This window comes from Asaia bogorensis, assembly GCF_900465345.1.
In the GTDB taxonomy this organism is placed as follows: Bacteria; Pseudomonadota; Alphaproteobacteria; order Acetobacterales; family Acetobacteraceae; genus Asaia; species Asaia bogorensis_A.
In genome coordinates this window covers 1-13,568 of record NZ_UEGO01000011.1, presented here as the reverse complement: position 1 = coordinate 13,568, position 13,568 = coordinate 1, and the positions used below count along the sequence as shown (strand labels likewise).

Genomic DNA, 13,568 nt, shown 5'->3' with positions numbered 1-13,568 from the left:
GAAAACGGGGCGGCTCACACCGCCCCGTTTTTTTGGTGTGGGGGAGCGGATGGCGAGGCCCGGTATCTCAAGCAGCCGCGAGAAGAGATCCAGACAGCAGCGATTTTCCAAAGCCGGAATAGGCACGAAGCGTTCGCGCAATCCCGCTATAAATCCAGGGTAATACGCGCGAAGGCCACGCTGACCCGCATGCTGAACTAGGTCCACCCCCGGCAGTCAAGGGTCGCATCCGGCTTTGCCTTGATCCAATATCGAGCGAAACAATGCACAAATGGCGCGCTCTACATTCGCCCCATGGATTATATGCTCACCAAGCGAGTGCCACACATCTCAACACAGGAGGCTCGCTTCCTGACCATATCGTCCTATCAGGCGAGTACAGTCCCCAGTCGGGAAACCGGGGAAGGTACTCCGCCTCAACTCAGCGGCAAACGCTCGGTGCGCCGGTCGCTGCGATATATGTGCCCGTCAGTGGGTTGAAGCACGCGTTTTGCGGGCAAGCGCTGCCTGAGGCCAGACCGTCGCTGAACACCTGCCCACCCATGCGGTTGGTCTCCTGTTGCACGGCACCGCAAAGGGGGGTGTTGACCGGGGCCGAAGGATCATTGGTCAGTTGCGCCTCATTGGCGGGCAACGGTGTTTCGCCGGTCAGGCCCGGTGCGAAATCCTGCGGCGGAATACGCGCCTGGGTCTGGGCTTGAGCTGGCTGGGGCGCAGGCGTGTCGGCGCAACCGGCCAGAAGCGAAACCCCAAGCAGACCGGCATGCGCCAGTGTGAGTGCAAAGCGCGTTTTCATAGTCCTAAATCCCCCTGTTCTTTCTTTTGCGTTCCCAGAGGGTCGAGCCGTCCCTGGCGCGTGCCATCTGCAAAACGAAGCGTAATGGCACCGCCACGTGGCCGTCCGGAAGCCGTTGTTACCGGCTTGCCTTGTGCATCCTGCACCAGTGCGTAACCGCGGGCCAGAACCGCCTCGGGCGACACGGCCTCAAGCCTGCCCACCATACCGGACAATCTCGCCCGATCGAGACCAAGACGAGCGCTGACCGTTTCGGTTCCAAGACGCGCATGCGTGAATGACGCGCGCTCCTGCTGCATGCGAAAACGGATGCCCGAAGCCAGAGCGGCGCTGGCCAGGCCAAGACGCGCCTGCTTCTGGCCCATGAAATGAGCGGCCGAGGGCATGCGCCCCTCAAGCGTCATCAGACGTTGCCGGGCTTTTGACGCCACCATGGGCAGGGCAAGCTCAAGACGCTGTCCGCGCTCGTCCAGCCTGAAACGCGCTGTTTCCAGCAATCCCGGCAGATCGGGCAGGCGCGCAACGATCTGGTCATGTCGCGCCCGGGCCATTTGCAACTGCCGCGACAGGGCACCAGCAAGGCGTGCGCCGCGATGAGCCAGATCGGCCACCATCTCCGAACGGAGCGGAACGGCCATCTCAGCCGCAGCCGTGGGGGTGGGCGCGCGCTGATCCGACACGAAATCAATCAGGGTGGTATCGGTTTCGTGCCCGACCGCAGAGATCAGCGGAATGGGACAGGCCGCCACGGCGCGAAGAACCGACTCATCGTTGAAAGCCATGAGGTCCTCCAGCGAACCGCCACCGCGCGCCACGATCATCAGATCGGGTCGAAGCGCTTCAGGCAGGGTCGGGCTCGAAAACCCCTCGATGGCCGCCGCTATCTGGGCCGCAGCGCCCTCACCCTGCACGGCCACGGGCCAGACCAGAACCGGGCGTGGAAAGCGACGTGACAGGGTAGTGAGAATATCGTGCAGCACGGCCCCGCGGCTCGAAGTCACGAGCCCGATCAGCCGCGGCAGGAAGGGCAGCGGCTTCTTGCGCTCGCTATCGAACAGCCCTTCGGCCAGAAGCTTCTGGCGCAGCTTCTCGATCTTGGCGAGAAGGGCTCCCTCACCCGCAAAACTCATCTGGTCGATGACAAGCTGATAGCTCGACCTGTCGCCATAGGCGGAAACGCGGCCGGTTGCGATCACCTCGACCCCGTTCTCAGGCACCATGCCAAGGCGTGACACCGAGCCGCGCCAGATCACGCCCGATATCTTGCCTCCCTGGTCTTTCAGGGAGAGGTAGACATGGCCCGAGGGATAGCGCTTGAGTTCGGTGATCTCTCCGCGCACGCGCACGCGGCCGAAGCTGCCTTCGAGCGTACGCTTGATGGCGCCGGAGATTTCACTGACCGAATATTCGGGGACATTCCCGCTCGCGCTGTGATCGTTTTCGCTCATGAGCACAGTCTATGCTACGGAACGCGGGCTACGACCAGTCAGAACAGGAAGAATGACAATGCGGGTGTTACTTGTCGGATCAGGCGGACGCGAACATGCTCTGGCAGCCTGCCTCTCCCGCTCTCCGGAGCTGGAAACGCTCTTCATTGCACCGGGAAATCCGGGCATGCAGACGCTTGGTACGCTGGTCCCTCTTGCCGCCGATGATGTGACGGGCCTCGTGAATTTCGCCCGTGAACAGCGAATCGATCTCGTCGTTCCGGGCCCGGAAGCACCGCTTGTTGCTGGTCTCGCCGATCTCTGCGCTGAAGCTGGCATTGCCTGCGCCGGACCGAGCCAGGCCGCCAGTGCGCTTGAGGGCAGCAAGAGCTTTACCAAGGATGTGGCCGACGCTGCCGGTATTCCCACGGCACGATGGGAGCGTTTTGAGGAAGCAGAACCTGCTCTGGCCTTCGTGCATCGCCGTGGGGCCCCCATTGTCATCAAGGCCGATGGTCTGGCCGCCGGCAAGGGCGTGATCGTGGCCCTGACGCTCGAAGAGGCCGAGGCCGCCATCATCGATATCCTGACCGATCGCAGTTTCGGTGCCGCCGGCGCCAGCATCGTAATCGAGGAATGTCTTGTCGGGCAGGAAGTCTCGCTGTTCGCCTTCTGCTCCGACGGTGAGGCTGTGCTGATTGGTGCCGCGCGCGACCACAAGCGCATTGGTGAAGGGGATACAGGGCCCAATACCGGAGGCATGGGTGCCGTGTCGCCGCCGCCCCATTTCGATCGCGACGCGCAGGAAAAGGCGCTCGATATCATGGTGCGCCCGATGCTGGCCGAGATGGTCCGGCGTGGGACGCCTTTCAGGGGAATCATCTTTGCAGGGCTGATGCTGACCGAGGAAGGCCCCAAGCTGATCGAATACAATGTGCGTTTCGGCGACCCCGAGGCACAGGCCCTGCTGATCCGCCTGCAATCGGATCTGCTGCCCGTGCTCAAGGCCTTGGCCGAGGGACGCCTTGATGACGCCGCCATCAGCTTCACCGATGAGGCCTCGATTTCGGTCGTGCTGGCGGCGCGTGGCTATCCGGGCACCCCTGCCAAAGGCGGGGTGATACGGGGCATCGAGCGGGCCGATGCTGTGCCAGGCGTACAGGTGTTTCAGGCAGGCACAGCCATGCAGGACGGCAAGCTCGTCGCTGCCGGCGGCCGCGTCCTGACCGTGTGCGCCACAGGTGCAACGCCGGAAGAGGCACGGGCACGGGCCTATCAAGGCGTGTCGGCCATAGACTGGGATGACGGGATCTACCGTCGCGATATCGGTCTCTGAAACATGCCTGCCCCGTCTGCAAATATGGCGGGGCCATACTGCAGGCAGCAACCTGGCCCTGACGTCGAAATAGGCGAGGTAATTCTGCCTGCCAGATACGAAAGCCCAAGTTAGCGCCGGATAAAAGCGGCCGCGTCTGCCTGACGAACGGCGCGTGAGCCCGAAAACACAACACGCAAAGGCATGCGCAATCCTACTTCCCGCCGGAATGAGCGCTGCCTTACGCAAGGATGCGGTGAGCCTCTCCCCGGCCCGGCAATCAGACCGGACCGGGAGGGCTTTGAGGCCCTAGTGATATTCCGTCATTTCGACAGGGGCCGCGGGCTCAAGGAACGACGGGTCCATCTGGCTTTCCTGCGCAAGCGACGTGGTCTCATGATGTTGTCCTTCTTCCGAGCCCTTAACATCCAGTGGGGCATGGTCATTGAGGATTTTCCTGATCTTGGCTTCGTTGAGCGTAGATGACGCCACGGCAACCAGCACAGGCTCGTTCCGCGCACGGCTCTCATGATAGAGCGCCACCTGATGCGCCTTGTCCGAACCGGGCTGTGGATGATCATTGATCAGCCACGTCCACACGCCCGGTGGACGATGAAGCTCGTTGCCCGTTCGCATGGCCTCGGCAGGGGCATCGCCTGCATGCAGGGGATATTGATGGATTGTCTCTGATGGGATGTCACAAACCAGAAGGTCATCAACAGCGATCTGGGCATGACGGGCGGTATCGAATACCGCCATGATCGTATGCTGTATCATCGTGTTCTCCATGACGCCGTGACAACACGACGACATCTTCACGATAGCGAAAATAACGTTATGAGTCCCATATATAACGTTATATTGAAGTTATAGATAACATTCCTTTGCTGTTGCCGCGCTAGAGGATTCACTAACGTGACGAGGATGGGCCGCGCTCGCGTCGCATCGGCCATCATGGTGCCATGATGGGATGTCAGATCGCAGCGTCATCATCCCTGCGGAGCTTTGCCACATCATGAGCGCGCCTCCGCGTCCCCTGTCCCCTTCCACCATGCCTCTCTCTTGCGCTGCTCGACAAGCACAGGACGGGGTCAACCTGCGTCGCAATGACGGGATCGATTGCCTGCGTGGGATCGCCATTCTGCTGGTGGTCATACATCATCTGGCCCTGCGCTTTCCCCTTACGGAAACCAGTCTTGCACGCGTCATGCCGTATCGTGTGCTGAGGATGCTGAACTGGGGTGGCATTAAGGGGGTGACAATGTTCTTCGTCATTTCCGGCTTTCTGATCACGGATCACATGATCAGACGCTACGGCCGTCCTGCCGCGCTCGACTGGCGCGCCTTCTCGGGCCGACGTGCTGCGCGTATCCTGCCCTGTCTTCTTATTCTCATCGCCATCTGTTGCACGCTTGGTGCGCTGCATGTGCCAAGCTTCGAGCCAGACCATCCGGGGCAAAGCCTCGGTGGAGCGGCCTTTTCCGCCCTGTTCATGCATCTGAATGTCTATGAGGGCCGCACAGGATATCTGCCGGCTTACTGGGATGTGCTCTGGTCACTCTCGGTCGAGGAAGTTTTCTACCTTGCCTTCCCGCTGATCTGCCTGAGCCTCGGTCGCTCAAAAACAACCCTGATGCTCTGTGTAGCACTCCTCGCGCTCGCCGCGCCGTATTTCGAGTGGCAACTGCGTGATGCCACTGAGATATGGCAGGAAAAGGCCTATGGCCCAGACATGAGCGCCATCGCCACGGGCGTGTTCGCGGCTCTGGTCGCAAGGCGGACTTTGCACCCGCGTCATCGACTGGCTGTCACGATGGCCGGTTCAGCAGGCATTGCCGGTATGGCGCTCTATCTTTTGCAGGGGGGCTGGTGCTGGTCCCTTTTCGGGCTCGCGACACCGTTGTTTTTCAATACGGCCATAGGCCTGTGTGTCTGGGCTTTCGCCCGGGGATGGGGGGCCGCATACACGGGACGACATACACGCTGGCTGCGTCGCTGGGGACAGGACAGCTATGAAATCTATCTCAGCCATATGTTCATCGTCATGCCCGTCGTCGGGCTCACCCGGTTATCAGGGCTCGATACCGGCTGGGCATGGCTGATCTACCCTCCGGCCCTGCTTGCTGTATTCGGCCTCGGCCGCGTGATCAGTTGCGGTTTCTCACAGCCGCTCGACAAGCGGCTGCGTGGCTGGCTATGCGCCACTCCATGAAAGCAGCAATCATTTGGGCGAGAGCATGACAGCATCTGAGCGCTCTCTTCAGACAGTGCCTGAACGACCACGCCCTTTGAGGAACCGGAGTGCGGGATGCGCGAGCCTATTGCACCCAGACCTGCGAAATCAGCATGTGGTTGAGCAATGAGTAGTGATAATTTCCCAGACGTTTCGAGACGAAATCCACATAGCGCATCTGTATGAGCGGTATGAAGGCGCTCTGCTCCATTGCCAACGTGCCTGCGCGCTCCCATAGCGTGCGAGCCTGTCCCGCATTGAGGCTGTGCTCGGCCTGCGTCATGAGCTTCTGAAGCCCGGGATGACAGAACCCGCTCGCATTTGTCGCGCTGTCAGAGTGAGGGCGTGCGTTGTCGCAGCCCAGCAAGGCATCGAGAAAAGTCGAAGGCGACGGGTAATCCGCATACCAGTAAGCCAGGCTGATCTGCACGTGATTGTCTGAATTGCGGGCATAGCCTTCCGCCGTGGCGGGTGTCATGGGGCGCACACTGGCCTGAAATCCCAGGGATTGCAGCATGTTCCGCAGATAGACCCCCATCGCCAGACCAATAGCCTGATTCGGCACGACAAGCGTCACGCTTTGCCCGGCATGGCCACTCTGGCGGATAAGTGCCCGGGCGCGATCGATATCGGGCCCCTGCCATTCTCCAGCCTCGGATAGCCGCCCGAACCGGCAAGGAATATCGGCCCCGGCAATACCATGCGGCACAATCTGGCAGAGCGGCTCGGCAATGGCCGAACCGCCATAGAGAATGGTCATCGCATGGCGGTCGATCGCATGATTGATGGCCTGCCTGACAGCAAGAGAGTCAAAAGGCGGCTCATGCACATTCAGGGCCAGATAATACAGGCCAAGAAGCGGCTGCAGATGCACCTGATCGGTAAACCGGCTGCCCAGCTCGCCCAACCGGTCCTGCGGCTTGGCATCGAGCATCGAGTCATACTGCCCCTGCTCGATGGCGGTCACCTCGGCCTCATCCGACAGGCCGAAATCATAATCGATCCGATCGACATAGCCTTCGCTCTGCGCGGCCGGATTCCAGACCCGAAAATAGGGATTACGCCCAATCTCCATTCGGCGCGACGGATCATAATGCGTGATCCGATACGGCCCTGTGCCAGGCAGGGGCGTCAGCGCCGATTCCGTCGCCGGGGCATCCCTGGGCAGGATCACAGCATGAGGAAAAGCGAGCTTCTGGAGAAATTCACCGTCAGGGGCATCGAGCCGGATGGTAATACGCCGCGTCGCCGGATCGGTCGTCACCCCCTCAAGACGGCAATGGGCGGGATCGGCAAGGCAGGCCTTGGCTCCGGTGATATTGCCATAAAAGGACAAGGCGGTGGGGCTACCCACCTTGTAGATGCGGCGCAGCGATGCCGCCACATCCTCTACCGTTACCGGGGCGCCATTGGAGAAGCGTATCCCCTCACGCAGACGAAACGCCCAAACCAGACCATCCGCGCTCACCTCGGGCAGCGCCTCAGCCAGATCCGGCACGACCTCGAGCCCACGCGTCCCGTCGGCCTGACGATAGGTCACGAGCCCGTCATACATGTTCACGAAAAGCTGGATATATTCGCTGGTGTAATTGATTTGCGGGTCCAGCGTACCGCCCGGCGCATCGGCGGTCAGGCGCAACCCACCACCGCGATGAGGACTGCCTTGCGTGATGCCATCTGACATCGCGGGCGATGCTTCCTCTGCCCCGGGGGGCGCCGCCTGTGCTCCCTGGCCATGAAGGGAGGGCGCCAGAAGAACGGCGCCCAGCCCGGCAAGAATGAGGCCGTAACGCCCTCTCACGCTGCGCTGCTCTCAGCCGCGATGGGCAAGCTGATGGATGCGCGTCACCAGCGCCTCGGTCCCTGCTGTTGAATCGACCGTGCCAGCATAACGCCCTTGCGGGTCCATAATCACAATGCGTGGGGCCGGGAGATGATAGGCTGTACCATCTTCGGCATGGACCATCTCGTTGGGTGCGTGAAATTCCTTCGCCACCCGGTCGATCATGCTGGGTGAGCCCGTGAGCGGCACGACGTGATCGCCCAGAGGCAGGGCATATTTCTTGAGATCGTCTGATTCATCGTGAAGCGGGTCGAGCGTGATGGCCAATGGGGCAACCTTCACCCCCTCGCGCGCAAGAGCCAGCTTGGTATCGCTCATGGTTTTAAGCACCGGACCACAGAGTCCCTTGGGACAATGCGTGTCGAAGAACCAGACCAGAACCCAGTTCCCCTTGAAATCGCCCTCGGTGACATTGCCCTCGCCCAGCGCGACCAGACGATAACTCCCGCCAATCTCGTTACCTTGGGTCGAAACCGTGCTGCCGTATTTCTCGGAAAGGCGATACGCGCTCCAACTGAGCGCCAGAGCGAGAATGAGGACGACAATGGAAAGACGCGGAGCAGTCCAGGTCTTGCGGGGTGTACGGTTCTTGTTCATTGCTTAATGTGCTTCCGCCCAGTTCTTGCCAATACCTGTCTCAACAACCAGCGGCACACTCAGTGTCGCGGCCTGCTCCATCTCGATACGGACGAATTCTGCCAGGGCCTCAGCCTGATCGGCCCGGACCTCGAACAGCAATTCGTCATGCACCTGAAGCAACATTCTGGCGTCCAGCCCGCTTTGTGGCAAGCGCCGCCCCAGACGCACCATGGCGCGCTTGATGATATCGGCAGCCCCGCCCTGCAGGGGGGCGTTGATCGCCTGACGCTCGGCATAAGCACGTCTGGCCCCGTTCTTTTCGCCAATTCCCGGCACGTAGCACCGACGCCCCAGCGGCGTGGTGACGTAACCATCACGCTTGGCATCATCCTTGGTACGATCCATGTAATCGCGAATACCCGGATAGCGGGCAAAATACGCATCGATATAACGACGCGCCTCACCCGCAGCTATGCCAAGCTGACGCGCCAGACCGAAAGCCGAAATGCCGTAGATGATGCCGAAATTGATGGCCTTGGCGCGTCGACGCGTCAGCGGGTCCATATTCTCGAGCGGCAGATTGAACACTTCGGCGGCCGTGCGGGCATGGATATCCTGCCCCAGCGTGAAGGCTTCCTTCAATGGGCCGATATCGGCCACCTCGGCCAGAAGGCGCAGTTCGATCTGGGAATAATCCGCCGAAACCAGCACATAACCCTCTTCCGCAATGAAGGCACGGCGGATGCGCCCGCCTTCCTCGGTGCGGATGGGAATATTCTGCAGATTGGGGTCGTTGGATGACAGACGGCCTGTGGTGGTGATGGCCATCTGGAACGAGGTGTGAACGCGATGGGTGCGCGCATCCATCTGCTGTACCAGCGCATCCGCATAGGTCGATTTCAGCTTGGCGAGCTGACGCCACGCAAGAATACGCGAGGGGAGTTCATGCCCGGCATCGGCCAGTTCCTGCAACACCGATGAATCCGTGCCCCACGCGCCTGCCTTGGTGCGTTTCCCACCTGGCAGGTTCATTTCGTCGAACAGGATTTCGCCAAGCTGCTTGGGCGACCCCAGATTGAAGCTGCGCCCCGCCAGAGCATGGATCTCGATTTCCATCTCGGCCATGCGCGAGCCGAAATCGGCCGACATGCGGCGCAGTTCCGCGGCATCGAGCTTGACCCCCGCCTGCTCCATGTCCCTGAGGATGGCAACCAGAGGGCGCTCCATCTCCTCATAGAGCGCTAGCGCATGACGCTCGCGCAGGGCAGGCTTGAGAGCGAGCCACAGACGCAGCGTCACATCGGCATCCTCGGCCGCGTACTCCGTTGCGCGGGCTATGGGGACCTGCGCGAAAGGCACCCTGCTGCGCCCAGTTCCCGTAACGGAGTCATAGGAAATTGGCTCATGGCCCAGATGCAGGCGCGACAGTTCATCCATGCCCTGACCATGCTCACCCGCCGACTGGGCGTAGGAAATGAGCATCGTGTCATCAATCGGTGCCACATTATCGATACCCGCGTGAGACAGCACGAGCAGGTCGTATTTGGCGTTCTGGAAAATCTTCAGCACCGAGTCATCGGCCAGAAGCGGGCGAAGGGCTTCGAGCACCTCTGCCACATCCAGCTGGCCGCCCGCAGGGTGCTCCAGCGTGCCCTCATGACGCAGCGGCACATAGGCCGCCTCGCCCGGTGCCACGGCCAGTGACAGGCCAATCAGTGTCGCCTGACGGGCATTGAGCGAATCCGTCTCGGTATCGAAGGCGAAATACCCACGGCGCTGTGCGCGGGCGATCCAGTCCTTGAGTGTGTCGATGGACTGGATGGTTTCATACGGGCCATAGGGCTTGTCACCCTTGGTCGTCTCTTCGGTCGCTTCATTGGCCGTCGGCTCTACCTTGCCGGCGCTGCGTTTGCCCGCCAGCGCCCCCAGCCCCATGCGCTGGATGACCGAGTGAAACCCCATCTTTTCCAGAAAATCACGCAGGACGGGCGCGTCGGGCTCACGGCAGCCAAGGGCCTCGACAGGTTCAGGCAAGGGCACATCGCGTGCCAGCGTCACCAGCCTAAGCGAAATACGGGCGGCCTCGGCATGGTCGATCAGCGATTGCTGCCGTTTGGACTTCTTCATGTCGGGAGCGGCCGCGAGGATCGCCTCCAGCGTGCCGAATTCCTGCACTAATTGCGCCGCGCCCTTGGGCCCGATCCCCGGCACACCCGGCACGTTATCGGTCGGGTCGCCCATCAGGGCCTGCACATCGATCACACGCTCGGGTGGTACGCCAAACTTGGCCTCGACCTCTGCCAGTTTGATCGGCTTTTGCTTGATCGGATCGAGCAGGGCCACGCGATCGCTCACCAACTGCATCAGATCCTTGTCTGACGAGACGATCGTGCACTGACCGCCCTCTCGCTCGATGATTTCGGCATAGGAGGCGATGATGTCATCCGCCTCGAAACCGGCCAGCTCGATCATGGGCACATTGAAGGCCCGCGTTGCATCGCGGATGAGCGGGAATTGCGGGCGCAGATCTTCTGGCGCTTCGGGACGATGCGCCTTGTACTGGGGGTAGATGTCGTTGCGGAAGGTCTGGCGCCCGGCATCGAAAACAACGGCCAGATGCGTGCCGACATGATCGCGCAACAGACGTTGCAGCATATTGGTAAAGCCATACACCGCATTGACCGGCACCCCTTCAGGGCTGCTCATGGGCGGCAGCGCATGAAAGGCGCGGAAAATGAAGCCCGAACCATCAACCAGAACCAGATGTTTCCCGGCGCTCATGCGGCAACCTGTATGATCGAGAATGACAAGCTGCGCATCTCCTTCTGCGGGTACACCATCATACGGCATCCCGGCGGGGCAGATTTGCGCCCCTACTGGCCAGCGCGCCCCGAGGACGCAATACTCTTCCGATGATACGAGAGTTCCGCCCACATTCAAACTACCGTCACAGGGCAAGGGCAAGCGATGCCCGCTCTGAGCGAAGCGAGAGCGCGTCCGTTCCGCCACGGGCATGGCTCGCGCGCCTCGTTCCTGTTGTGATCTGTGGCCTGATCCTGTCGGGGTGCACCACCGCCCCACCCCGCCATGCTCCACAACCACACGGGCAGGAAGCCGCGCTTATTCCTGCCTCAATGCATATCACCCTGTCTGACGGTGCCGTTGCGCCGCTGCGTGTATGGCCTGCCAAAGCGCCGATGCATGCCATCATTCTGGCACTGCATGGCTTTGGTGACAGTCGCGACGCCTGGGAATTCTCTGCACCGCAACTCGCCGCCTCAGGCATCGAAACCATAGCGCCCGATGCCCGCGGCTTTGGTGAAACAACCAGTCGCGGCCGCTGGAGCAGCACCGCAAGGCTGGTTCAGGATGCGCGCGAAGAGGCCCGCTTCATCCATGCCCGCAACCCAACCGTGCCGCTTTTCATCATGGGGGAGAGCATGGGGGGCGCGGTTGCAACAATTCTGGCGGCCGATCCGCAGGCAGCCCCCGAAGGCGCGGGATTAAGCGGCGTTATTCTCGTCTCTCCCGCCATATGGCGCTTTGACCCCTTCTCACGCCTTGTTCTGGAAGGGCTCGACACCATCGCCCCGGACTGGATCTTCACCGGCGCGCATGTGCCGGGGGAGCATATCGCCACCAACAACATTGCTGCCCTGCGCCGACTCTATTTCGATCCCCTCACCCTGCATGAATATCGTCTGGACACATTGCTCGGGCTGGTCGAATTGATGGCCGATGGCCAGGGCCAGGCCCGGAATGTCCAACTTCCCATGCTCGTCCTGTACGGTGATCATGACCAGATGATCCCGGCCCCGCCCATGGCCTCGTTCTGGCACCACCTGCCTGCGGGCGTGCGCAAGGACCTCATTCCCGGGGGGCACCATCTGCTGCTGCGCGACCGCAATGGGCGCAATGCGACGGGTGACATCGCCTCATGGATTTTGCACCCGGACCAGCTTCTCCCCTCTGGCGGCGATGCCGCCGCGGCAGCATGGATGGCGGGTGATCCGGGCCATTTCGGCCCCTGAGCCTTGCCCGACAAGACGCCTAGCGCAAGGAGTGTTGAGAGAGCGCCTGCTCGTAAAACAGCGATCACACGTCTGATCGACACCCGAAAATTGGGACTGGCGTGCTCTGGAAAATCTGGTTATAGCGATCCAGCGGGACCCGTAGCTCAGCTGGATAGAGCGTCGCCCTCCGAAGGCGAAGGTCGAAGGTTCGAATCCTTTCGGGTCCGCCATTTTTCTGAAAATCACATCAGCTTCAACGGCACTGTAGCGCGCCATGTTTTCTGCGCGCTTTTCAGCCGAGGCAGAGTGCCCCGACAGGCCAGCCCCCAACGATGCGACGCGCTGGCTGGGGGCCGCAGAAGACCAACTCAGCTTATGCCGAAGGCCTTGATTGTCGCCTCGGCCAGACGGGCATCGGTCTCACCCTCCCCGCCGCTCAGTCCCAGCGCCCCGATGACCGCTCCGTTGACCATGATGGGTGCACCGCCACCTGCAGGCAGAACATTGGGCAGAGCAGCAATCATGGTCTTGCCCGCATGCAGGGCCTTTTCCATATCCTCGGTCGGACGCAGGAAAAGGGCTGAGGTACGTGCCTTGGACAGGGCGAGCTCAATGCTTCCCAGCTGCGTGCCGTCATCCTTTTTGAAGGCCACCAGATGGCCACCGGCATCCACGACGGCGACCGCAACTCTCACGCCGCGCTCGCGGGCAATCTGCAGGGCACGGTCGATATAATCCAGGGCGGTAGCAAGCTGCATCGGAGTTTTCTTTCTGAGTAGGTCTGGAATCCGACTATAAGGACAAAAAATCCGGACGTCCGATCACGCAACGGCGAAGATTGTTACGACAGCGATGTGCTCACCTGCCCAAGGCGCAGGACAGCCCTGATGCCCCGCACCATGTCGTGTGACAGTGGCGCGTTCGGAAGAGGCTCGGCCTACTCCCCTGAGAGTTTCGCTTCATATGACGCGTTCAGTGATGGATGAAACCCATGCCGGTCTGCAGGGCCGTGCGGGCCATTTCAGTCCAGAGGCCACCCATATGGCCCCCCCCTCCATGTGATCCATGCGCGCCATCGCTCTGCGGCGCCTGATCATCAGCACCCGCGCTGTCATCCATGTCTGGCTGCGTATGCGTTGCACACCCGGCAAGGCTTAGAACAAGGCAGAAACCGAGTGTCCGGGCTTTATATGCCAACGCTATCGAGCGTCCGGGCGCCTGCTCGCCATCACGAGATTGCCCCCCGGCATGCCTCCTTGCGCCGCTATCATCAGGGGCGATCAGCACGTCACAAAGGATAGGCGGGATCATCGCCCATATCCTTCCCCATCGGGAGGGGGCGGCGGGGGCGGGCATCCATGC

11 protein-coding genes and 1 tRNA gene are annotated in these 13,568 nt (G+C 61.3%); 4 read left to right on the top strand and 8 right to left on the bottom strand.

Annotated elements, in window-relative coordinates; all coding sequences use genetic code 11:
• Positions 1–421: 421 nt before the first annotated feature.
• The gene (locus tag ED655_RS05110) at positions 422–796 is read right to left on the bottom strand and encodes a hypothetical protein (protein WP_122049258.1); all 375 of its coding nucleotides are present in this window, start codon (positions 794–796) and stop codon (positions 422–424) included.
• Complete coding sequence (gene xseA, locus ED655_RS05105; protein WP_122049257.1) at positions 793–2,244, bottom strand: exodeoxyribonuclease VII large subunit; 1,452 nt, start codon at positions 2,242–2,244, stop codon at positions 793–795. The genes ED655_RS05110 and xseA overlap by 4 nt, the downstream gene beginning before the upstream one ends.
• Before the next feature lie 58 nt (positions 2,245–2,302).
• Between xseA and purD the strand changes: the two genes are divergently transcribed.
• A complete protein-coding gene (purD, locus tag ED655_RS05100) occupies positions 2,303–3,559 on the top strand; it encodes a phosphoribosylamine--glycine ligase (RefSeq protein WP_122049256.1) in 1,257 nt (418 codons plus the stop codon).
• Between the two features lie 288 nt (positions 3,560–3,847).
• Here the strand turns inward: purD and ED655_RS05095 are convergent, their stop codons facing one another.
• On the bottom strand, positions 3,848–4,315 hold the full coding sequence (locus ED655_RS05095) for a hypothetical protein (RefSeq protein ID WP_162993397.1): 468 nt from the start codon (positions 4,313–4,315) through the stop codon (positions 3,848–3,850).
• 238 nt (positions 4,316–4,553) lie between these two features.
• Here ED655_RS05095 and ED655_RS05090 point away from each other — a divergent pair, with 238 nt between their 5' ends.
• Positions 4,554–5,750: an acyltransferase family protein gene (locus ED655_RS05090; protein ID WP_162993396.1), complete on the top strand. Its 1,197-nt coding sequence runs from the start codon at positions 4,554–4,556 to the stop codon at positions 5,748–5,750.
• A gap of 106 nt (positions 5,751–5,856) precedes the next feature.
• On the opposite strand, the gene ED655_RS05085 is transcribed toward ED655_RS05090, so the two are convergent.
• Genes ED655_RS05085 through polA form a run of 3 tightly spaced genes read right to left on the bottom strand, consistent with a single transcriptional unit; the run spans position 5,857 to position 10,974 of the window.
• On the bottom strand, positions 5,857–7,572 hold the full coding sequence (locus ED655_RS05085) for an ABC transporter substrate-binding protein (RefSeq protein ID WP_240993509.1): 1,716 nt from the start codon (positions 7,570–7,572) through the stop codon (positions 5,857–5,859).
• Between the two features lie 12 nt (positions 7,573–7,584).
• Positions 7,585–8,211, bottom strand: a complete 627-nt coding sequence (locus ED655_RS05080; protein ID WP_122049253.1) for an SCO family protein — start codon at positions 8,209–8,211, stop codon at positions 7,585–7,587.
• A 3-nt stretch (positions 8,212–8,214) separates the two neighbouring features.
• Positions 8,215–10,974: a DNA polymerase I gene (gene polA / locus ED655_RS05075; RefSeq protein WP_122049333.1), complete on the bottom strand. Its 2,760-nt coding sequence runs from the start codon at positions 10,972–10,974 to the stop codon at positions 8,215–8,217.
• 131 nt (positions 10,975–11,105) lie between these two features.
• Between polA and ED655_RS05070 the strand changes: the two genes are divergently transcribed.
• Complete coding sequence (locus ED655_RS05070; RefSeq protein ID WP_240993508.1) at positions 11,106–12,224, top strand: alpha/beta fold hydrolase; 1,119 nt, start codon at positions 11,106–11,108, stop codon at positions 12,222–12,224.
• A gap of 135 nt (positions 12,225–12,359) precedes the next feature.
• A tRNA-Arg gene (locus tag ED655_RS05065) sits at positions 12,360–12,436 on the top strand.
• Positions 12,437–12,574: 138 nt separating this feature from the next.
• On the opposite strand, the gene ED655_RS05060 is transcribed toward ED655_RS05065, so the two are convergent.
• Together ED655_RS05060 and ED655_RS05055 are read right to left on the bottom strand one after the other, a co-directional pair.
• Positions 12,575–12,964 carry a GlcG/HbpS family heme-binding protein gene (locus ED655_RS05060; RefSeq protein WP_122049251.1) on the bottom strand — a complete coding sequence of 130 codons (390 nt, stop codon included), beginning with the start codon at positions 12,962–12,964 and terminating at the stop codon, positions 12,575–12,577.
• Positions 12,965–13,178: 214 nt separating this feature from the next.
• Entirely contained in the window at positions 13,179–13,517 is a 339-nt protein-coding gene (locus tag ED655_RS05055; RefSeq protein WP_240993507.1) for a hypothetical protein, read from the bottom strand.
• Between the last annotated feature and the right edge of the window lie 51 nt (positions 13,518–13,568).

Bases quoted from the DNA above. Each gene is read 5' to 3' on its own strand.
- ED655_RS05110 (WP_122049258.1), bottom strand. From the start codon at position 796: ATGAAAACGCGCTTTGCACTCACACTGGCGCATGCCGGTCTGCTTGGG.
- xseA (WP_122049257.1), bottom strand. From the start codon at position 2,244: ATGAGCGAAAACGATCACAGCGCGAGCGGGAATGTCCCCGAATATTCG.
- purD (WP_122049256.1), top strand. From the start codon at position 2,303: ATGCGGGTGTTACTTGTCGGATCAGGCGGACGCGAACATGCTCTGGCA.
- ED655_RS05095 (WP_162993397.1), bottom strand. From the start codon at position 4,315: ATGATACAGCATACGATCATGGCGGTATTCGATACCGCCCGTCATGCC.
- ED655_RS05090 (WP_162993396.1), top strand. From the start codon at position 4,554: ATGAGCGCGCCTCCGCGTCCCCTGTCCCCTTCCACCATGCCTCTCTCT.
- ED655_RS05080 (WP_122049253.1), bottom strand. From the start codon at position 8,211: ATGAACAAGAACCGTACACCCCGCAAGACCTGGACTGCTCCGCGTCTT.
- polA (WP_122049333.1), bottom strand. From the start codon at position 10,974: ATGAGCGCCGGGAAACATCTGGTTCTGGTTGATGGTTCGGGCTTCATT.
- ED655_RS05070 (WP_240993508.1), top strand. From the start codon at position 11,106: ATGATACGAGAGTTCCGCCCACATTCAAACTACCGTCACAGGGCAAGG.
- ED655_RS05060 (WP_122049251.1), bottom strand. From the start codon at position 12,964: ATGCAGCTTGCTACCGCCCTGGATTATATCGACCGTGCCCTGCAGATT.
- ED655_RS05055 (WP_240993507.1), bottom strand. From the start codon at position 13,517: ATGATCCCGCCTATCCTTTGTGACGTGCTGATCGCCCCTGATGATAGC.